Below are 21,180 nucleotides of genomic sequence, written 5' to 3'. Positions count from 1 at the left end.
TTATGAGATATTTTTTGCTGATTGACGCATCACTAATCTTTCCATCATTCGAAGATCTTTTGCTGTTAACTTTAACGCTGAATCGACCCAAATATTAGTAACATCTATTAACTCTTTATAAGGAATGGGAGCACAAATATCACGTACTTTCCGAATAGCTTGGTAACTGTTTGCTTTTCGATTTGCTGCATTAATATAACGATAGACCTCTTTTTCTCCTTCTCCTTTCTCAGCCAATACGTCAACGATCCCTAGCTCAAACAACTCCTCAGCTAAATACAACTTACCACTTAAAATAATTTCTTCGGCTTTTGCTGCACTTACTTTTCGACTGAGTAATGAATAAGCCCCCATTCCTGGAAATAGATTAAACAAGACTTCTGGCAAACCAAGCTTGGTACCACGTTCAGCAATTAAAACATTACTTGATAAAGCACCTTCAAACCCTCCTCCTAATGCATCACCTTGAACTAAAGCAATGGTAGTCAGCTCTGAATCCAGATGGGTGATGTTATGGTATAAAACATCAATACACTTTGTTGCATAGGCTAGTAATCCTGCACGATCTTGTTTTTTTATCAATTCAAGAAAAACGGCTAAATCGCCACCTAAATTAAAAATACCATCAACATCAGAAGCAAGGATCAGATAATCATATTTTTGCTGTTCACTATTGACCATCTCTGTTTTAATATTTTTCGCATAATCATTTAACTCGTCTAATAATAATGTACTAAAACATGGGCGAGGCTGCGCGTGCATAAAGTACCAACCTGCTTTATATTTTTCATCATAATGTGTTTTAAGCTGTAAGTATTCTTTATCCAACTGATCTTGTTGAGCGATAATATTTACTTTATTTTCTCTTGCTAGGTTATCAATCATTATTATTTCCTTTAGTTTTTAATGTGCTAAATCTAAGATCTAAAAGCACCTATTTAGCATCTGGCGACATTGACAGATACCTCTAAAGTGTAGCAAGAATGAAAATTATCGTTAGTTTACTTAAAGACCAATGAGATCAAAAACACCAATAAAATCAATAACTTTATTTTTCGATTATTCCCTATTAAATATCAGGTAAAAACAAGAGAGCTAAAACTAAAAATATAAATTCAAGTAAATGTCTTGAAACCTTAAAGAGAAATTAACACACTGCTCTAAGAGAAAGATTCGTTATTTTTATAATTACTTTTCAATCTCTTATGATTTTTATGCTAGTTATTATCAAACCAGAACAAGAAATTGAATTCATATCATTCGCTTGTCATATCAACACTATTAGTGATAAATAAATGAAATCAGCTAATACCTTATTTGCTATCTATTTTTATATAAAATCAGGAATAAAGTTACTCGCTAAATAGCTTAAATTGAACTTCTTATCAACAACCGTAATAATCATTCTAATAATGCTTCTCATTTTTATTATTTTTAAATCAATTAATTAGTGTATATTTATTACATGAATGCAGTTAATGCATGGGTTTTATATCGTTTTGGTGGTTTTATGTCAGTGCTCTCTACAAACAGCGTTTTTACTTCTCTTCAACAATCAGGGCCTTTCACTGTTTCTGAACACTCACTAAATATCGGACGCTTTTCTCCGCAAACGCGTCAATGGTTAAAAAATTTACAAAAGAACCCTAACAACGTCACAAAATATCGCGCTTTACGTAGCCAAATATTTGAATTTTTAGGCGTTGATGATTTTGAGCAAATTCAAACCCTCATTTCAGATAAAGCATTACGAGAAAAGCGCTCTGAGCGAGCATTATGCTTATTAGGTAATATGTTTGGCATCAACGGTAACCTCAATGAAATAAAGAGCCGTGTAGATGAGTACTCTCGGACAGCTGATGCCGTCATTCACTCTATTATTGGTAAAATCCTTTCTCCCTACGCTTCACATATTGAAGCGACTAATGAGATAGAAGTCACTAACAACCCCGTTGAATTGTTATTAATCATGTTCAATGATGGTTACCATAAAAAAGCACGCTTTGAAGCGCGACGTAAACTCATTTTAATGACCCTCGCTGCAAGTATTGATCAACGAGAACGAGAAACAGATATTGAAAGCAAATTCTCCGCTTTTCTAGCCTTTTTAAACGGTTATGTTTGGAGCCCAAATTTAAAAATAGGGGAACTGGATCCCGTCTATCTCTATTCAAAACATCGACCAGAGGACTTTAGCTGTAATGCAGTAACGGTTTTAGATCCAGCACAGGCTAAGTTAATACAACTAGCAAAAGGTGAAAAGTTAACTCTATTAAAACGCCGTAGCTTTACCGTCGGAGTGAAAAAAACTCCTATTTACGTTTCTATTAGAAAAAAACCACCGCAGGCAAAGGTTTTAAAACTATTACGAAAAAACCAAAAAAATCCAGCGGTTGCAGTAGATGATGAACTTGGACTGATGGCCGTACTTGATTCGGTAAGCGATGTAAAAGCTTTTCAACAACACCTCACGCGTAGCGCTTCAAAAGCAAACTCTTTAATGGTTTTAGAGGATATCTCCGACACTTTAAGTGAACATTCTCAATATCAAGGTCGCGCAGTAGGGTCTAGTGATAAAACAGCTATGATGAAGTTTTTTGCTCGTTTAGGCGGTATGCGAGTGGAATTTATTATTCATACGAATAAAACCTGGTTAAATTATAGATATCAACAAGATGTTGCTCATAATGAATACGAAGTAAAACGTATATTTGATACTGGTGTGATTGAACTACTATTCCCAATGGATATTTTTCACCTCAAACATCTTAAAACCCGTGATGAAATGGTGCAGTTTTTTCGTAAGCAAATAGAGTCATAACGGCGTGAGTCTTGTTAACCCAAATGAGAGTTAAATACCCCGAGCTAAGCCGCTTATGCTTATTCGTTTATACCTTAGTTACTTTTGCTCGATGTTCAAAAAGTAACTCTTTGTACAAAAGTAACTCCTTATGCAAAAAGGAGCTCAGGGCGTAAAGGTACAGTTTAGTGATTTAAATGATCATTTCCTCTAATAAATAAGCTTAATCTTTATCGAGGGTTATGAATCGAATGTTATGAATCGAGCGTTACGACTATTTTTTAATACAAAAAAGTATTTAGGGAATTACTCAGATTTAAATAATAAGTGTATTTATAAGCTTTTAAATTCTAAACGATAGGACTTTTCTGCAATATAGGCTTTACTCAACTTCACGTGTGAAAACTCTGGAGTCTGGTCAATAATTGTTTTTATTTTGTCAGCAAGCTCCTCTGAAGCATTCGCTCCTAAAATAATTTCCTTAATGATTTCTTTAGGGTATTTAAATAAATGTATATCGCTATCCGCACATTCAATTAGCATATCTGAGTCGTGCAAAACTGCACAAAACCGCCACTCTTTTTCATGTGACCAGGTATCAGATTTATGTAATAGTAAATCTACACCGACATTAGACTTAATCACTTTAATTGGATGTTGCTCAATATACTCAACTTTCCTAAGATGGTAAAAATCGTCCTCCATGGTTCTCTTTTGGTTAAAAAAGTAATTAGAAGTATCGAATTTAACGCAGAACCCTTGATGGGAATCAGCATAATGTGACCACATTAATAAATTATCTGGCTCCTCAGTTAAGCAAAGTACACCTATTACTTCTCCCTGATTTTGTTCGCTAGTTTCACCCGTAACACCATTAGTCTCTGGCGGCGAAGTTGCAAGCACTTGCTGCTCTTCTAATAAATTTTTATTCGCTTTAAACTCTAAATCTGGGCTTGACGCTTTTACTGGTAGCTTATCTATTTTATTATTTGAACCTAAGTTTTCTTCTGTACTGGATAGATCTGGCATAGCATCTTTGATACCACAAGTAGAAGTAACAGGCTTTAATTCAAAAGGATCATTAAAGTCGATAGGTTTCGTTAAACGAATACATCCACTTTCAATGACATCCAATCTAGCCGGCTCAAAATACTTAAATAGGTGCATTCAGGTCTCCATTATTTAATGACTTAGAGGAAGAAGAATCTTATATCCTTATTAATAACTAATCACTTCATTAGCTTGATAAATTCAACTCAACAATACACTCATAAACTTTTAAATCAATAATTTAAAAGTTTAATTAAAAAAAAATAATCAAACTATAATCACAAATATAAGTTAATTATAGTAAGTATACATATAACTAGATCAAGTAATTCACGAATAAAACATGTTGATATGAAGATAATTTGAAGAGAGTAATAACAAGTCTTTTTATAACCATAAGAACTTCAAGATACAAAGTTCTTAGATTCAAATCTATTAGTTAAAAAAGTAATAACCTCCATGGCAATAGTCATTAATTGAAAGTTGGTCACTCTATATTCGTTATTAAAAAAATACATAAATTATGTTTATTCGTCGAAGATCAAGGTAGCTATAACATGATGAGCATTCGAGTGAGTGCCTGTATGAGTTTTTTAACTGTGAGTATGAAAGTATGCACGTAATAAGCTAAAGCGATTTACAACGTTGGAGGGAGGATCGAAATTACAGCCTTGGAGGTGAAAAAGTATTTTAATAAAGAAATTTGATAAAGAAAGAACAAAGGTCCTGTTGAGGTAATTAATTTTCTAAATATCAGATAACCAGAAAATTTATAAAACTATAACATATAAATTCATACCTAAAATGAACACAAGTAAAACGACTATGCCGACAAACAAAAAAGCTCAGGTAGTTTTCACTTAACCTGAGCTTATTACATATTATATTTAATAATTATTTAAAATTAATCAATATTATGATTTTTTGTTACGACGAGACAAACCAAATGCAAGTAATGTTAAACCTAATAACGCAGTACCTGCAGGTGCTGGAATTGAACTAGCTGAAAATGATTGATTTTTACCAGTTTGTGAAGTGTATAACCAAGTAAAAAAAGTATCGTCAAATCCAATAGCTTTAACAATGCCAGTTCCTGATATTACAATTGCAGACCCTGCATAAATATTATTACTTAAGACATTAACAAGATCAAAAGTAAATCCACCGACTGACCATAAACTTGTTTGTGCTGCAATGGGATTTAAATTTGTAAACATAACGGCATCGTCGTGCAGTATACCCGCAGCAGAAAAATCGCCTGTTGCAACATTGACTTTCTGAGTATTAAAAGTAACGGAAGTAACCTCCGTCACAAGTGCATTTGAGGTTGAACTAGAGCCGCCAGTGAAGTTAATTGTTCCATCAATTGGTACTGCAGAAGCAGTACTAACAACAAACAAGAGTGCGGCAGAAGTAAAAAGTGCAAATAATTTTTTCATTTTTATATTCCTTTATAGTAATTATAAACATGTAGTTATTAGCGGATAAAATGTAACTATCGGCGAAAACTCAATAACATGTCAATGTGACTTGTATATATAGTAAATTGCAGGTTTCAGGCCAAGTATTTAAGTCATTGTTTTTTAAGTTAATTAATATAAAAGTAAAAATAAGATCATAGAGTTATATTTTTTAATGTAAAAGAAATCGTCAGTAAATATAAATATAAAAACTTAAAGAATAGGCATAAAGAAATGAAGAGTATGAGTAATATTAAATATTTAGAATGTAAAATAAATATCACAAAATATTTTTACTCTTTTATGAGTATTAAAAATACTTTTTTTGAATTCGACTACTCACAAGGAAGTGTAGATAATATTATTTCATCATTTAAAATTGAATGATTATCGAATATTTGGATAAATTTTTATTTCAATTTAACCAAATATGACTGTAAATTAATTCGACAAATTTAAAAAACCTTAGGGATAAGTATCGACAAATGCACTCTTTCAATAAAAACTCACCTTTTTGTTATTTTTTAAAGTAATTACGCCTTTATTTTCAGGCTCTTAATTTACTACTTTCCTAATTCACTACTTTCCTAATCCACTACTTTCCTAATCCACTACTTTCCTAATCCACTACTTTCCTAATCCACTAAAGTGGCGTACAAAAATGGAGGTGTTTTAGTATGAATTTGATGTGAATAGATTAAAGGATTTTAGCTAACATTATGTGTAAAAAAAAAGTGATGAAAACGGGCTACATTTTCATCACTTATTAGTTGGTATCTAAGTGCTATCTATTATTCAGCCAAACTATTTTTAATTAAGTAAGCTATCTAAGGGTATCTAAGAGTCAAAATAAAGCTTAACACTTTGCGAGATCAATCAAGAAAGCAAACTCTCTGGCCGTATCTTCAAAATTTTTAAATCTTCCTGATTTTCCACCGTGTCCTGCTTCCATATCTGTGTATAACATTAGCTGATTATCATCGGTTTTTAATTCTCGTAACTTGGCAACCCATTTTGCAGGTTCCCAGTATTGAACCTGAGAATCATGTAACCCAGTGGTAACTAGCATATTCGGATAAGCCTTTGCTTTAACTTGATCATAGGGGCTATATTCAAGCATATAATGATAAAATTCAGGATCATTTGGATTCCCCCATTCATCATATTCCCCCGTGGTTAATGGAATGGAATCGTCTAACATCGTTGAAACAACATCAACAAAGGGCACAGCAGCAACCACGCCGCGGTATAGTTCAGGTGCTTGGTTGATAACAGCCCCCATTAATAAACCACCAGCACTTCCTCCCATTGCAAATACGTTATCTCCAGCGCCATATTTTTTTGCGACCAGAGCCTTCGACACATCAACAAAGTCATTAAAGGTATTTTTCTTTTGCAGTAATTTACCTTGTTCATACCAATCACGACCTAACTCTTCACCACCACGTATATGCGCAACAGCATAAACAAAACCACGATCTAGCAAGCTTAGGTTAGCAGAGCTAAAACCAATATCTAAACTATGGCCATAGGAGCCGTAAGCATAAACAAGTAATGGATTACTATGATTAAATAGTTCACGATTATAAACCAATGAAACAGGCACTTCTGCACCATCTCTTGCGGTTACCCAAACACGTTCACTTTGATAATCTTCACTATCGAAATCCCCCATTACTTGGCTTTGTTTTAGCAGCACAATTTTGCCACTATCAAGGTCTAATTCGTAGACGGTAGAGGGTGTTGTAAAAGAGGTATATTGATAACGAAATTTACTCGTCGCAGGTTGTGGATTATGATGGCTGAACACAGTGTAAACGGGATCATGAAAAGTCAGAGCACGAGACTCTCCGGTTTTAAAATTGATTTGTCGTAATACTGGTAAGCCTAGTTCACGCTCCTCAACAATTAACCAGTCCTGCATTAACTCATAACCTTCCAACAAAATAGATTCTCTTGCCGGTACTAGTGTTTGCCAGTGTTCAGGTTGGACCGTTTGCAACTCGTCCAGTTGTGTCGTTATTGTGTGTAAAGCAAAGTTTTTGCCGCTGTAATTACTCAGTATAAAGAATTGGCCATGGAAATGATCAACACTGTATTCATGGTCTCTTTGTCTTGGTAAGAAATATTTAAAATCTTTATATGGTTGGTTTGCATCTATGATCAAACATTCAGAAGTCATAGTACTATCAGCACAAATTACTAAATATTCTTCTGATCGTGTTTTATATAAACCCAAAGAAAAAGTATCGTCAGTTTCTTCATAGATAAGTACATCATTTACAGATGGCTCACCTAATGTATGACGATATACCTGATATGATAATAATGTTTGCGTATGTTGTTTTACATAAAAAACAGTTTTGTTATCGTTCGCCCAAACTACATCTGTCACATCTTCAATACTATCTGCAAATATCTCATTAGTGCGTAGATCTTTAAAATGTAAAGTATATTGACGACGACTAACGGTATCTTCACTGAAGGCCAAAAGCATTGAATTAGGCGATAAAGCAAGTGCACCTAATTGATAGTAAGCAAAACCTTGTGCTCGTTCATTGCAATCAAAAAAGATTTCTTCGGTCGCTTCTAGCGTACCTTGACGGCGTGTATAAACGCTATAATCCTTACCTTGATCGTAACGAGAGATATACCAGAAGCCTTTTTTAAAATACGGAACGGATTCTATTTCAGGCTCTTGTCTTGCAACCATCTCATCATACAAAGTTTGCTGTAACGCAGACAAAGGAGCCATTTGTTGTTCTGTGTAGTTATTTTCTTCTTCTAAATAAGCTAATACCGCAGGGTCTTCTCGCTTATCATCACGTAACCAAAAATAATTATCTTTACGTTTGTGGCCGTGCATATCATGTACGTAAGGTTTGATAGGGGCAGTAGGTATAACAACATCTACTTTATTAGTCATATTTTCTCTCTTCATCGCATGCATTAAAATCTAACCTATTACAGCTATATTGATGATAGCCATTGGCTAGCCACAATACATCTAGCCTAGATTGAAAGCTACCAATGAAAATGCCTAATCATTAAAATTTTATATCTATCAACACACCATTACATCAATCAAAAAATACCCTTTCTTGAGTTAAATAGGACAGTTATTTTATTGTTTTTCTTAAATAGGTTTTCTTAAATGCTTTACTAAATCAACTTTTAAATCGACTTTTAAATCGAAGTACAGCCTTAATTGGCACTATTGCACGATCTAATTAAGGCTTAAATACACAGATGAGTGCAGTAGATTTAATGAATAAAACATTAAACCTTTTATTACTGATTAATTAGCGGTAAGCAACCAACCTTTAGCGACGGCAAGCTCAGTTTGTGAAACAACATATTGCCATAATTTAGGCGCTATAGTTTGTAAGTGATTGTTGCGTGCCAACACCTGTGCTTGACTGATTTTATGTTTAGCCCAACTACCGCCTTGGTTATTCATGTTTTGCACCAGTGGTAATATTCTATCCATGGATTTAGCAAATTGTGCATCGCTAGTGTTAGCTTCTTCAAACTCAAGCCACAGACTTTTATACTCTTCGCTTTGTGAAGTGGGCAATAAACCAAACAAACGTTGTGCCGCTTTTTCTTCTTTTAAAGCTTGTTGTTGATGGTCTTTTTGTTCGGCAAAGGCAAATAGATCTCCCGCATCAATTTCAATAATATCGTGGATCAATAGCATCTTAATTACGCGCGTCATATTAATCGGCTTTTCTGCATAACCTTGCAATAACTGTGCAGTAAGCGTGATGTGCCAGCTATGCTCTGCACTGTTTTCATGGCGGTTTTTATCTTCTTTGACCGTGGTTTGACGGTATACCGCTTTTAGTTTGTCTATTTCGATGATAAACGCTAATTGCTGTTCTAATTCAGTCATGATTAATCCCTGTAAAGTAACCTTTTGTAGCTTTATTTTTCATTAAAACCTTCCTATGAAAAAGTATCATTTGAAAAGTAGCATTGAAAAAATAGTATTGAATAAGCTATGTTAAATAAATAATGTTGAAGAAATAAAATTGAAAAAATAGTATTAAGATGGACATTATGAATACACAATTACATAATTTATTCCTAATCAAAAGCAATAAGTTACAGTGAGCACCTTACATTAAAAACCTCTACCAACCATTCAACTAATACAAGCTTATGTTTAATCTCCTGCCGCCGCTGGAGATGATTTGATAAAAGGGCCTTTTGCAAACCATATCAGACCAATTAAGACAAAAAATAAACAACCTAGCATATAAAAGTAATCATTCATCGACATCATATATGATTGCTGAGTAACAATGTTATTAACGGATGCGAGATTAGCTTGGGTTGCTCCCCCCATCTTATCTAAATACTCCACTGTACCTAACTGATATTGACTAACATGTTCCGTCAAAGTCGCGTGGTGATAGTCAGCTCGACGATTCCAAAACCATGTGGTTAATGAGGAGGCAAAACTTGCGCCTAACACACGTAAAAAAGTCGTTAAGCCCGACGCATCGGCTATTTGATGGCCTTTTAAATTAGACAAGAAAATAGTGGTCAATGGCATAAACATGAAGGCAATCCCAATCCCCATGAACAATTGCACTTCAGCCACGGAAGCAAAATCCACAAAGGTATTAAAGTTAGCACGTAAGAAACAAGAAATGCCAATCACAATAAATGAAATGCTAGCGAGTAACCTTAGATCTGATTTATGCGCATATTTTCCAACTAATGGCGCTAATATTAATGGTAGTACGCCCATTGGAGCAGCCGCAAGACCAGCCCATATCGACGTGTATCCCATATACAGTTGTAACCACTGCGGTAATATAATATTGATTGCAAAGAAAGCCGCATAGCTTAAAACTAAAGCGATAGTACCAAAGGTATAATTGCGATCTCTAAATAAATATAAATCTACAATTGGGTTTTTCTCTGTCAGCTCCCAAATAACAAATGAGATTAATGCAATCACAGAAATAATACTCATGATCACAATTTGTGTGGATTCAAACCAATCTTTATTATTGCCTAAGTCTAATACTACTTGTAATAAACCAACCCCTAACACTAACAATGCAATACCAATATAATCAATGGGCATTTTTGCCGTTGTTTCTACTCGATCTTTTAACTGCTCCCAGACCACTACACAACAGAAAATACCGATTGGAATATTAATAAAAAAGATCCAAGGCCAAGAATAATTATCGGTGATCCAACCGCCTGTAATGGGCCCTACTATCGGAGCAACGACTGTCACCATCGCTATTAAGGCTAATGCAGCGCCACGCTTTATCGAAGGGAAGATAGCGAGTAATAACGTTTGGCACATGGGAAACATTGGCCCAGCAAAAAAGCCCTGCAACGCTCTGAAGGTAATCAACTCTGGCATGCTAGTGGCGATACCACATAAAAAAGAGGTTAATGTAAACAGTGAAACAGAAATAATAAATAACTTCAGTTCACCAATACGTCGTGAAAGCCATCCTGTGAGTGGCAATGCAATAGCATTACATACCGCAAAAGAAGTAATGATCCAGGTACTCTGCTCTGAACTCACTCCTAAATTTCCAGCAATCGTTGGCAAAGCAACGTTAGCAATAGTGCTATCAAGCACTTGCATAAAAGTTGCTAAAGCCAATGCAATAGTTGCTAGAACAATACTCGGCGGCGTATAGGTTTGATCATTCATAACCGCCCCTATTCAGGGATAATATTATTAATACTTACATTCTCATGCAGTATTTTGGTCACTAAATGGTCAACCTCTTGCAGCGTATTCTGATAAACATCGGTATCGAAGCGCGCTTCTTGTTGAGGACTTTCTGAAAGCAATGCTCCACTGCTATCTTCAATATCCACTTTTGCTAACATCGATAAACCTATTCTTAAGGGGTATTGTGCTAGGTTATCTTTTTGTAAACGAATTTTAACCGGTAAGCGTTGTACAATTTTAATCCAATTCCCACTCGCATTTTGAGCGGGCAACAATGAAAATGCACTGCCAGTACCGATCCCTAGACTTTCAATTTCGCCTTTATACTCTACTTCTTTACCGTATAAATCTGAGGTCAAAATAACCGCTTGTCCAATACGCATATCACGCATCTGACTTTCTTTAAAGTTTGCATCAACCCATACTTGATGCAAAGGAACAATCACCATCATTTGTGTGCCAGGTTGAACTTGACTACCTAACTGGACGCCGCGTTTTGCTACATAACCGCTGATAGGAGCAACAATATCTGCACGCAGATTATTTAAGTATACTTGGCGTAAATTAGCGACTGCAGATTTAATCGCTGGATGGGTTTTAAGTACCGTATTATCGACTAATGCAACAGCCATTTTAAGCGCCTGTTGTGAAGCAAGATATTGACTCTTAGTGGTTTCAACCAAGTCTTTGTAGTGATTCAAATCTTCCTGAGAAATTGCCCCTGATTTAGCCAGCTTTTGACGGCGCTTATAATCACTAATCGCTTGATTATATTCGACCTTAGTAGCTTCCAAACTCGCTTTCGCGTTATCAGCAGTTGCATATAAGCTACGTACTTCACGAACCGAGTTAGCTAATTTAGCTTCCGCTGCTTGTAGCGCTATTTGCGTATCATTGGAATCTAAACTAATCAGTATTTGACCTTTTTCAACGTAATCCCCTTGATCCACAACAACTTTACTCACCGTGCCTGAAATTTGTGGGGAAATGACCACTAAATCACCATTCACATAGGCATCATTGGTTTCTTCAGAGTATTTGGCATAAACCTCATAATAAAAAAACCAAGTTGCAGCAATAACAACCAATACAATAAACAAAATAAAGAAAGAGGTTTTACGCTTACTCTTTTTAACTGGTTCATTAGCCATAGTACTTGTTGTTTTTTCTGATGTTTGCATGCTTTACCACTTATTTGTTAACGATATCTCTGGTTATAGGAGATAAATAAAATAGGAATGTGACACTCAAAGTTATTCTTATAACTAGGTTGCTTAGGCTGGTAATAAACGCGTTAGAAGCGCACTCAACTGTTCTATCTCTTGTACAGAAAGGTCCCCAGTCAACAAGGGAGCCACTTGATTGTCCATACACTCCAAACATTGCGCTAATAATAATTTTCCAGTGATTGTTAGTTCGAGTATGACACCACGTTTATCTTTAGGGTTAGGCTGTTTATCTATTAATTCTTTTTTCACTAACCTGTCCACCATTCGGGTCATTGAGCCCCCATCAATAGTGAGATATTTACTAAGGTCAGCCGGAGAATCAATCCCATAATAATGCACTGCAGCTAATACTTTGAACTGTGCAGAGCTGATATTAAAAGGTGCTAAATATTGATTTAGTAACAGCTCTTTACGTTGATTAACTAAACCGATCAGTTTCGCTAATGGAAGACCTAATGATTTAATGTTTAGTTGATGAGTCATAGGGAGTTTGTTTCCAGATTATTAGTTGCCTAGGCAAGAAAAAAATAATACTGCCTAGGCAGGTAAATTGTCAATATTAATTATTCATATCAATATGACAGTTAGCGACTTATTTCTTTATATTAGTTAAAGGATATTTGAATTGCCTTAAGGTTATTTGAATTTACCAAAGGTTATTTGAATTAGCTAAAAGGTACTTGCTTTAAGCAATTTGATTAGAAAAAATTACTTAAAGCAATGTTTTTTAAGGTCATTTCATTTAAGGCAATGTTTTTTAAGGTCATTTCATTTAAGGCAATGTTATTTAGAATAAAGTTAATTAGGGTAAAGCTGTCTAACCCCAATCGCCAGTGACTTGATAATTATTGCTTTAAATTTCTAAAGCTAACTGTTGCAGATAACTTTCCATAAACTGCGTGCGCTGCGCTGCAATATCTTGCGCTGTTTGGGTATGCATTAAGGAAGCTAATTTTAATAACTTTGTATAGAAGTGATCAAGGGTGAAGCGTTGATCATCTAACGTTCTTTGCTCAGCAAATGCATCTTCAGGGGCATATAGTGGTCGCTTTAATTGGCTACTTACTTGAATACAACGCGCAATACCAATCGCACCAATCGCATCTAATCTATCAGCATCCTGCACAATTTTTGCCTCAAGGGTATTGGCTATTAACCCACCACTATAGCTATGTGCTGCAATCGCATGATGGATAGCATCTAGGTACTGTTTTGGATATTCGATACTTGATAAAAATTGAATGGCTTTATCTGCCGCATGTAATGAGCTTTGACTGCGTAGAGGATGATTTTTAGGGTAGCTAACACAGTCGTGTAACCAAGCAGCAGGTAATACTACGTTTAGTTCTGCCTTCTCTTTCTTCGCTATCAGTGTTGCTAACTTAACTACGCGTTTAACGTGCAACAAGTCATGTGCTAAATCCGTTTTCATATTTTCAGTAATAAAACTTTCACACTGAGCTTGATACTGTTTAAACATTTTTTCTCATTCCTATCACTTTCAATGAAAGTATCACCTTCCTAATTAGCAATCAGTAATATGCTGCTCTAACAGTTCAATTAATAAACTTGGTGATATCTCAGCCAGTGACACTTGCTTAATAAAAGTAAAATCTTCAGTCCCGGATTGACCGGTACCAATACCTACAACTTCAGGATGAGCATCAAGAATAATAAACATTAATCTCTTTTTAAGCTTAACATTATCAATAGTCACTGCATTAGAGGCCTGTAAACTTTGCTCTAGTAGGCCCACTGCAGTAGAAAGTTGCGGATACTTTTCCGTTAATTGATCATTACAGTTAGCCACTAACGTTAGCAGTTGTTCAATATTTTTATTCATTTATTATTCCCGATTTTCTACTACTCTAGTTAGCAACTAACATTACTTATTTCTGAATCAAATTATTCTTTAACGCCTATTTAGCTGCTCCCTGTAACAAAAGCTTAAGCGCTTCAACCCGTTTTTTATTCGCACCGAGGTCACTTTTCCCTACACGCGACGCAGATCGAAAATGTAATAAATTATCGTCACTGACTCTCAGTTCCAAATCATCAACAAATCCAAAGATACCTGATGTAAAGGTCGCCGCGATATAATCATCTTCAATATTGACAATTTTACCACCCATCGATTCAACGCGAGTTTTTAATTGAGTAAGGAACACCACTTTATCTCCATTAAAAGTAAAAGGCTGAATATTATTATCAACGCCATCAATGGTTTCACTAAATACACAATTTTCAATACTGGTACAAGCCTGTAGTTTTCCTTGTTTTAATCCGGGAGCATGTCCTGTTTTAGACATTACGCCTAGCACAAAAAAAGCAATCACTATCACAACAACAATTGCAGTCAGTATAATTAGAATTTTATTCATTTTCTTAAATCCTTGTTTTTTTTATTTCAATTTAACTATTTATGCTGGTTATATGTAGTATTTATATCGCTAACTATATAACTGGTTATGTTTAACTGCCGATGTATAGCTCTCTAACTCTATTCAGGTTGCAACTGGGCTAATACTTCTACAGCTTTGGGAAATTGCTCAATATTAAACAACTTATCTCTGACCTGCCAAAATCGCCCGACTTTATTAGCAATGACTATTTCAGGTGCTTGTAATCGGTGTTCATTAAGCATCACTTTAGTCACTGATGAGTGAGTAAAAGGGCGAAAACGATCAATTAAGTGTGGTTGAATAAAGCGTTGTAAAAATTGTGCTTTTTGCTTTGCAGTGGTTAATTGCCACACTTCACTTATTTGTCCTTGGCCGCCGCTATAGGTAACCTTTAATTGGTTTTTCCCATGTTTATTCTTGCTAGCAGTAAGCGCCATATCATCACAACGAATAATCATCGCATCTTTCAATTTTAATGCTTCTCTTAACTTTTTATCGGGGTCAACCAATACAGCTTCACAATGCCCACAAACGCGTGCTGCAATATCATTATCCATTCCACATTGATCACAAAACTTAGCCCGAAAACGATAGTTACAATGCACGCGTTGCTCAAACTTATTGCCATCATCATCTTCGGTAATTTTTAACGAATACCCCTGGCATTTACGACCATAATGTTCAATTACAAAACCGGCAGTATCCACCTTACCCCAAAAGTTATTAGTAAACTGGCAAGCTGGACATGGAATACTCACTATTTCACTGCCACTTTCTGGTTTTTCTTGCCCCACTTCTGGTTGATACAAGTCATAACAATTACCAGCAAACTCCATCACTAAACAATCTTTTTTACCCTCGGATAAACGTAACCCTCGGCCTACTATTTGTTGGTATAAACTGATCGACTCAGTGGGACGCAAAATAGCGATTAAATCAACGTGTGGAGCATCAAAACCAGTGGTTAAGACCGATACATTAACTAAGTATTTAATTTTTTTATTTTTAAAGTTTTGAATGATTTGATCGCGATCTTTACTTGCGGTATCACCAATAATTAATGCCGCACTTTCACCTTGTAAATAACCTAAAATTTCTTGTGCATGTTTAACTGTTGAAGCAAATATCATCACACCTTGACGGTCTTGAGCGTGAGTAATCACTGACTTGATAATTTCAGGCGTAGCTCGGCCCGACTTTTCTATTACTTTATTTAAATCAGCTTCTTTATAAGCTCCCGTATTAGCCGGAGAAATTTGCGAAAAATCATAGCTGAGCACAGCCATATCCATCACTTTTGGCTCAGTTAAAAAATGCTCATCTAATAAAAATCGAATTGGCAAATCAAAAATGCAATCACGGAAAAACCGTGCTTCTTCACTGCGCACTTGGCCGCGGGTATGATATTGATAAATCCAACCTAAACCTAGACGATACGGTGTTGCTGTTAATCCTAAAACCTTTAAATTTGGGTTGATAGCCTGTAAGTGTTTAATCACTTTTTGGTAACTAGAATCACCTTGCATGGGTACACGATGACACTCGTCTATCACTAACAATGAAAAGGCATCTGCAAACAGATCAAGGTTGTTTACGATAGACTGTACCGAGGCAAAGACGACTTGTTGGGATGTTTCTTTACGCCCTAACCCTGCAGAAAAAATAGATGCTTTCACGCCATAACTTTCATATTTAGCATGATTTTGTTCAACTAACTCTTTAACGTGAGCGAGTACTAACACTCTACCTTTCGCTATTCTGGCAAGCTCCGCGATGATCAGGCTTTTACCTGCACCAGTCGAAAGTGCTAAAACGGCAGGGGAACTATGACGACGAAAATAATGCAGTGTGGCATTAACGGCATCTTGTTGATAAGGACGAAGTTGATACATAAAACAATACGCAGTGAGTGATTAAAAAAAGAGTAAGCATAGCATTTTCAATACTTTTTTGATTAGAAAAATCAGTGGCTGATCAGTAATTACTGCTAGCAACTATCGCTAGTAACTCTCGCCAGCAACTACCAATAAGCCATTTTTAGGTAAAGAGGCTGCTATTTTTTAATTAACACTCATCGACGAATAATAACTTGTGCTTCAAGGATAACTTTTTGTTGTAGCTGTGATTCAATGGTTTGTTTAATCAAATCTAACTTCGCAGTGGTTAAGGTAGTTGGGGTCATTAATTTAACCGATATTTCTACTGGTTGAAGTGCTCTTGCATGCACTTCTCTAATCACTACTTCACCTATTTTTTTACCTTCAAGCTGTTGCATAATAGCGGCTTCATCGGATAAACGCATAAAACTAAAAATCAATGGAATAGAAACTAATGCAACGCCTATAAAAGCAATCGTTAAACCTTTTTTAGCTCGGGTAAAGGGAGCAAAACCTAATGCTAAAAAGGTCAGAGCGGCAGCAAACACAATACCTGCTAAGTTAGTCAGGAATAACAATAGCGCTCCCCAAGCCACATGTAAGTCTAACCAGCCAATACCTATACCGGTCACAGCAAGTGGCGGAACCAGTGCCACAGCGATAGCGACACCAGCAAGACTTTTAGCCGCATCAACGCGCGCATGTGCGTAGGCGCCTGCAATACCTGAAATAACAGCAACGCCTAGGTCTAATAAACTTGGGCTTAGCCTGGCGGCAATTTCAGGGGTCACAATTTCCATTGGAATAATAAAGCTAGCAAAGGAGGAAAAACCCAAGGATACCAATATACCAATACACAAAGTAGTGGCACTGGCAGTCAGTAGAGAAGGGTCTTGTCTGGCAAGTGCCATCGACAGTGAAATAATAGGCGCCATTAACGGTGCAAGGATCATCGCACCGATAATAACTGGTGCAGAGCTTGCAAATAACCCCACACTAGCTAATAAAGTCGATAACGCCATCAAAGTGAGGAATGCTGTGGTGGTTGTCGCGTTGTCACGTAATAATTGATATAACTCTTTAAATTCATCCGTTGCGGCATGCCCAACAAATGCTAGTGTTTTGCCCGCTATTTCCATTACAGCTTCACCAGCGGGTAATCTTTCTATTTTAATCTGTTCTTTTTGCGCACTTGTTGTGTCTATTATAGGTAGCTCTTCACCTGCTAATAAGGTTAATACGTGATGATCAATGGTCACTAATAACGCATCTGATTGTTGCTCTTGTCCATCCAATTGATAGGTTAATTGTTGATCGTTTTTAATCTCTAGTTGTTTGGTTTTTAATAATCCTAAAAAGCTGGGTAAGCTATAGTGTCTGCCTAAGGTGGAAACGACAAAAAATCGTAATAACTCCATGATACTGCGCGGGGCAATAATCATAGCGTGGCACATTCCATCATTAATGTGACTATTGGGTAATATGCTTTTAGCTAACCATGAACCGTGCACGTGCGCAGTCACAACAACACCTAATGCCGCAGTAGTAAAATTAGTTTCATTTTCTGTGCTAAAGGATATTTTTTGAGGGCAAGCTTGGCGAATTTTAGCAACGTTCTGCCAAGCTAATTTAGCTCTTTCTACAAAGTCTAATATTTTAACACTTGGTAATAAATTAAAACTTTCACCAATCACCAGAGATGAAAGCAAAATATTGCCATTACAACGTACAATATCAACTTGTTCAGGGCTACTTAACTCAGCTTCTTGAATCGCTTTTTCAAGGTTACGATGAGCACAAAACCCACGTTTCGCATAACGAGAATCAGGGTGAGGTAAAATAGCAAGGTGCCATCCACCTTCTATCGCAGCCTCTATAACAGCGGGTGCTTGCTGATCGTTAAGGTACGCATAAACACGACTACCTGCGCTGAAGTGAATATCACCTTCATCCCAAGCTCGAGGTAAAATGGCTTGTTTAAAAAAAGGTAACAAATGCTCAGCTAACTGATCTTTTTGCTCGATATCAAAAAGTAAGAAACTATCAGCCATATTCGAATCTCAACACAAATATTAAAAGGAATTCTAGTATGCGCATAGCTTATCAGGAGTGCAATCAGTACAGGAAAGAACTGTTATCAAAGAGGAAATTTACGATTAAAAAAAATAATGGAATATATCATTTCACCGTATAACTTATTAGAAATACAGTAAATAAACGTTGGAAAAAAGAAATTGAGGATTAGAAAGTGAAATAATGCTATCCATTATTTCACTTAGATAAAACCAGTAGACTATTTATAGAACTATTAGTATTTATAAAACCAGCTGTATTTATAAATAAAAGGTTTAGTCTTGCAGTTGTTTTTGTACATCTGCCACAATGCTTTCAGGCGCACCAATATATTGAGCATGATTCAATAATACGGCATTGTCATTATGTACTAATAACAATGCGGGGAAAGCAGCTGTTCCCATAAAAGCTTGTAGATCAATAATTTCAGATTGCACAAACATCGCATCTTTGCTTAATTCTTCTTTAAATACTTTGTTTGGAATTGATAACTTAAGATCTTCAGCTAACTCATTAAAGTCTATCTTTTTACCTAAAGAGTTACCGCTAACAAAGTGTTCATGTTGTAAAGCTTGTAAAACGGGTAAAAACTTGTCTGACTGTTTAGTTGCAATCCAAGTTAATAGATTCGCGCTGATAATACTATTTTTAGGGCTATCCGCAAAACGCACATATTCCTGTGAAAAAGTCACATCACTTTCTCTCTCAACCGCTTTAATGGTATTAAAACCAACGCTATTACCACCATCGTAATTAGCACAATGCCAAGCATGTAATTCCATCTCAGGAAACGCTTCAGTTAAAGCAACAACCAAAGGCGTTGCAGCATAACTCCATGGGCAATGAGAGTCGTAAATAAAATATAATTCTGAGCTCATAAAACCTACCTTTTTCGACCAATTAACTATCGAGTTCTAAATTTATCAAGGTACAACCTTTACTGCATTGCACACCACTTTCGCCTTCACTGATGACAGTCAACGTTAACGGTTGCTGGCATTGCTCGCAAAGTACTGTTTTGCCCTTTGCAAGGCGTTTGATTACATTACGCTGCTGATTAAAAGAGTCAGCGGCAGTTTTATTTATTTGAGAAAAATCTATTTTAGTCATCTTAACTATGCCAATCTATTTCAATATAAATTTCATTTAAAATGCTGAGCTTTGTTTAAAAATCTCAGCTTTATTTTAAAGATCTAAATTTGCTAAACGTTTCGGTGCAATTAAACCATCATCGTTCATTTCACCAACACCAATGAAAGTATGCTGCTCACCAACAGTGATCCTAACAATCGTATTATCTGGCGCACCAAATACTTGTACTGGTTGGCCATGTAAAACATAAGCGCCCATCTCATCTGAAATATTAACTTCAGGATAGTTTTTAACTGCAGTATCCATTTCTAACAATAGCGGATCCAACAAGTCATAAGGACTAACATCTTCTTCTTTAGCTTGCTCAATTAACGCTTCGAGCTCGTCAATAGTGATCATGCGTTCATAAGGATAGTCTGCAACCTGTGTACGGCGTAACATCGACACATGTGCGCCACAACCTAATAATTCCCCCAGGTCATCTACAATTGTTCTAATGTAGGTACCTTTACTAACATGAATATCAAGATCAATTTCATTTTCTTCGAAACGTAGCTGATTAATTTCATAAACCGTAATAGGACGAGCAGGACGATCAATCGTAATACCTTCACGTGCGTACTTATATAGTGGTTTTCCTTCAAATTTCAATGCTGAATACATTGAAGGAACTTGCATGATATCGCCGCGAAAAGTATCTAATGCAGTATCGAGTTGTTGTTGCGTTACCGAAACTGGTTTTTCACATACCACATCACCTTGCGAGTCACTGGTATCGGTGCGAATACCTAAAGTAGCGGTCACGGTATAACGCTTATCTGAATCTAATAAGAACTGCGAGAACTTAGTCGCTTCACCTAAACAAACAGGTAACATACCAGTAGCGAGTGGATCTAATGCACCGGTATGCCCTGCTTTTTGAGCAAAGAAAATTCGTTTTACACGTTGTAATGCATGATTGGAACTGATGTCCGTAGGTTTATCTAATAATACGATGCCATTGATCGGGCGACCCTTTCCACGTTTTGCCATTACTTCGCTTCCTCTTCTTCTGTTGCTTCTAGCTCGTCTTCTTCACGGCCAGCTTCTTTAAGCTTAACTTTATCGTTTTTCACTGCACCGCTTACTAATTCAGAAATACGTAAACCTTCAGTTAGTGTTTCGTCAAAGCAAAAACGTACTTCAGGAACAATACGTAATTTCATTGCTTTGCCCAGTAAACGACGGATATAACCAGCAGCAGCATTTAAGCCCTTTAATGATTCATCGTTTGTCTGTTCACCAATAGTAAAAAAGGTTACGTATACCGTTGCATAAGCAAGGTCACGGGTAATATCAACACCAGAAATAGTCACCATTCCAATGCGTGGATCTTTCACTTCTTGTTGTAAGATTCGAGCAAGTTCTTTTTGTACTTGCTGAGAAACTCGAGAAGCACGGCTATATTCTTTTGCCATTTTTAACTCCTAGCACAGCACTTA

General features: G+C 36.2%; 18 protein-coding genes. 1 reads left to right on the top strand and 17 read right to left on the bottom strand.

Annotation, left to right across the window (positions count from 1 at the left end; translation table 11 throughout):
- Positions 1-885 (bottom strand): crotonase/enoyl-CoA hydratase family protein, encoded by an 885-nt coding sequence (locus tag MT391_RS09455; RefSeq protein WP_166371625.1) that lies wholly within the window; start codon positions 883-885, stop codon positions 1-3.
- A gap of 580 nt (positions 886-1,465) precedes the next feature.
- Here MT391_RS09455 and MT391_RS09450 point away from each other — a divergent pair.
- Entirely contained in the window at positions 1,466-2,821 is a 1,356-nt protein-coding gene (locus MT391_RS09450; RefSeq protein WP_499497723.1) for a hypothetical protein, read from the top strand.
- A gap of 312 nt (positions 2,822-3,133) precedes the next feature.
- On the opposite strand, the gene MT391_RS09445 is transcribed toward MT391_RS09450, so the two are convergent.
- The 16 genes from MT391_RS09445 to rbfA form a co-directional block, all read right to left on the bottom strand.
- Positions 3,134-3,967 carry a DUF2971 domain-containing protein gene (locus tag MT391_RS09445; protein WP_499497722.1) on the bottom strand — a complete coding sequence of 278 codons (834 nt, stop codon included), beginning with the start codon at positions 3,965-3,967 and terminating at the stop codon, positions 3,134-3,136.
- Between the two features lie 797 nt (positions 3,968-4,764).
- A complete protein-coding gene (locus tag MT391_RS09440; RefSeq protein WP_499497721.1) occupies positions 4,765-5,289 on the bottom strand; it encodes a hypothetical protein in 525 nt (174 codons plus the stop codon).
- 877 nt (positions 5,290-6,166) lie between these two features.
- Complete coding sequence (locus MT391_RS09435; protein WP_499497719.1) at positions 6,167-8,236, bottom strand: S9 family peptidase; 2,070 nt, start codon at positions 8,234-8,236, stop codon at positions 6,167-6,169.
- 372 nt (positions 8,237-8,608) lie between these two features.
- The gene (locus MT391_RS09430; RefSeq protein ID WP_299665224.1) at positions 8,609-9,205 is read right to left on the bottom strand and encodes an HD domain-containing protein; all 597 of its coding nucleotides are present in this window, start codon (positions 9,203-9,205) and stop codon (positions 8,609-8,611) included.
- Positions 9,206-9,478: 273 nt separating this feature from the next.
- Entirely contained in the window at positions 9,479-11,002 is a 1,524-nt protein-coding gene (locus MT391_RS09425; RefSeq protein WP_299665227.1) for a DHA2 family efflux MFS transporter permease subunit, read from the bottom strand.
- Positions 11,003-11,010: 8 nt separating this feature from the next.
- Entirely contained in the window at positions 11,011-12,207 is a 1,197-nt protein-coding gene (locus tag MT391_RS09420; RefSeq protein WP_499497717.1) for an HlyD family secretion protein, read from the bottom strand.
- A 93-nt stretch (positions 12,208-12,300) separates the two neighbouring features.
- Positions 12,301-12,738, bottom strand: a complete 438-nt coding sequence (locus tag MT391_RS09415) for a MarR family transcriptional regulator (protein WP_499497715.1) — start codon at positions 12,736-12,738, stop codon at positions 12,301-12,303.
- A 370-nt stretch (positions 12,739-13,108) separates the two neighbouring features.
- Positions 13,109-13,735 carry an HD domain-containing protein gene (locus MT391_RS09410; protein ID WP_499497713.1) on the bottom strand — a complete coding sequence of 209 codons (627 nt, stop codon included), beginning with the start codon at positions 13,733-13,735 and terminating at the stop codon, positions 13,109-13,111.
- Positions 13,736-13,780: 45 nt separating this feature from the next.
- Positions 13,781-14,098, bottom strand: coding sequence for a hypothetical protein (locus tag MT391_RS09405; protein ID WP_166371618.1), 318 nt, complete (start codon positions 14,096-14,098; stop codon positions 13,781-13,783).
- Between the two features lie 76 nt (positions 14,099-14,174).
- The gene (locus MT391_RS09400) at positions 14,175-14,636 is read right to left on the bottom strand and encodes a DUF1499 domain-containing protein (protein WP_499441043.1); all 462 of its coding nucleotides are present in this window, start codon (positions 14,634-14,636) and stop codon (positions 14,175-14,177) included.
- Between the two features lie 119 nt (positions 14,637-14,755).
- Positions 14,756-16,549, bottom strand: a complete 1,794-nt coding sequence (radD, locus tag MT391_RS09395; protein WP_499441041.1) for a DNA repair helicase RadD — start codon at positions 16,547-16,549, stop codon at positions 14,756-14,758.
- Between the two features lie 179 nt (positions 16,550-16,728).
- Positions 16,729-18,585: a TIGR00341 family protein gene (locus tag MT391_RS09390; protein WP_166371615.1), complete on the bottom strand. Its 1,857-nt coding sequence runs from the start codon at positions 18,583-18,585 to the stop codon at positions 16,729-16,731.
- Positions 18,586-18,882: 297 nt separating this feature from the next.
- Positions 18,883-19,485, bottom strand: a complete 603-nt coding sequence (locus tag MT391_RS09385) for a protein-disulfide isomerase (protein WP_299665247.1) — start codon at positions 19,483-19,485, stop codon at positions 18,883-18,885.
- A gap of 22 nt (positions 19,486-19,507) precedes the next feature.
- Positions 19,508-19,717, bottom strand: a complete 210-nt coding sequence (locus tag MT391_RS09380) for a hypothetical protein (protein WP_166371613.1) — start codon at positions 19,715-19,717, stop codon at positions 19,508-19,510.
- A gap of 75 nt (positions 19,718-19,792) precedes the next feature.
- Positions 19,793-20,731, bottom strand: a complete 939-nt coding sequence (truB, locus tag MT391_RS09375) for a tRNA pseudouridine(55) synthase TruB (RefSeq protein WP_166371612.1) — start codon at positions 20,729-20,731, stop codon at positions 19,793-19,795.
- Entirely contained in the window at positions 20,731-21,156 is a 426-nt protein-coding gene (gene rbfA / locus MT391_RS09370; protein WP_028867992.1) for a 30S ribosome-binding factor RbfA, read from the bottom strand. Before rbfA ends, truB begins: the two co-directional genes overlap by 1 nt.
- Positions 21,157-21,180: the final 24 nt, after the last annotated feature.

The sequence above is a fragment of the Vibrio sp. 1-Bac 57 genome (genome assembly GCF_037546855.1).
GTDB lineage: Bacteria > Pseudomonadota > Gammaproteobacteria > Enterobacterales > Psychromonadaceae > Psychromonas.
Note: the sequence above shows the minus strand (reverse complement) of the source record. Positions and strands in the feature narration are given on the sequence as shown.